The 343-nt window shown below is 70.3% G+C and carries 1 protein-coding gene; it reads left to right on the forward strand.

From position 1 onward, the window contains the following. A partial coding sequence (locus tag ACYVTD_RS18420; RefSeq protein WP_461249044.1) for a D-glutamate cyclase family protein occupies window positions 1-343 on the forward strand: 343 nt, incomplete at both ends.

Raw genomic sequence — 343 nt, forward strand, 5'->3', positions numbered from 1 at the left:
CTCCTATTCCTTCGAGGACGCGCTGCGCGACGCCGGCGTGCCCGTGCGCCACATCGACGAGGGCCGGGGCGCTCCCATGTTCATCACCGACATTGCCAACGGCCAGGCGGGCCGGTTCGGAGGCCGGATGGTGGTCAGCATGCGGCCCATGACGGCCGCCCAGGCCATCCGTGCGATCCAGGTGACTTCGCGCTTTCCCAGCGTGCATGGGGCGCCCGTGCACCTGGGCGACCCTGCGCAGATCGGCATTGCCGATATCGAGCGGCCGGACTTCGGCGAGCCCATGGCGCTCAAACCCGGGGAGATCCCCGTGTTCTGGGCCTGCGGCGTGACGCCCCAGCAG

This window comes from Treponema sp. R6D11, assembly GCF_054786075.1.